The organism is Serratia sp. CY40230, from assembly GCF_052168835.1.
GTDB classification, from domain to species: domain Bacteria; phylum Pseudomonadota; class Gammaproteobacteria; order Enterobacterales; family Enterobacteriaceae; genus Serratia; species Serratia nematodiphila.
Window position 1 is genome coordinate 1 of record NZ_JBJNLX010000020.1, and the last position, 519, is coordinate 519.

1 tRNA gene and 1 rRNA gene are annotated in these 519 nt (G+C 48.0%); both read right to left on the reverse strand.

Annotated features, from left to right (window positions below):
• Window positions 1-282 precede the first annotated feature (282 nt).
• Window positions 283-358: transfer RNA gene (locus ACJ8IJ_RS23915), tRNA-Glu, on the reverse strand.
• Window positions 359-446: 88 nt separating this feature from the next.
• Window positions 447-519: ribosomal RNA gene (locus ACJ8IJ_RS23920) — 16S ribosomal RNA — on the reverse strand; the annotation flags it as partial.

Here is a 519-nt window from a genome sequence, read left to right on the forward strand (position 1 = left end):
CTGACTGCCTAGGCATCCACCGTGTACGCTTAGTCACTTAACCTCACAACCCGAAGATGTTTCCATCGTTCGCGCTGCAAACATTTGAGAGACTCTATGACAGGTTACTCTTTATCCCGGTACTTCTACGGAGGGATAAATTTCAGCCGTCATGTTTCAATTTTCAGCTTGTTCCAGATTGTTAAAGAGCAATATCTTAAACATGACTCGGAAGTCATCTTTAAGATATGGTGTATCGTCAGATACTGAAGACCGCCGCTTTCACCGGGTGGGTCGGAAGCTTGGCGTCCCCTAGGGGATTCGAACCCCTGTTACCGCCGTGAAAGGGCGGTGTCCTAGGCCTCTAGACGAAGGGGACACGACACCGTACTTTTATGACGCTTTTGCTCGTTACTTTTTCATCAGACAATCTGTGTGAGCACGCCACTCGAACTAATATCTTTAGGTAAGGAGGTGATCCAACCGCAGGTTCCCCTACGGTTACCTTGTTACGACTTCACCCCAGTCATGAATCACAAA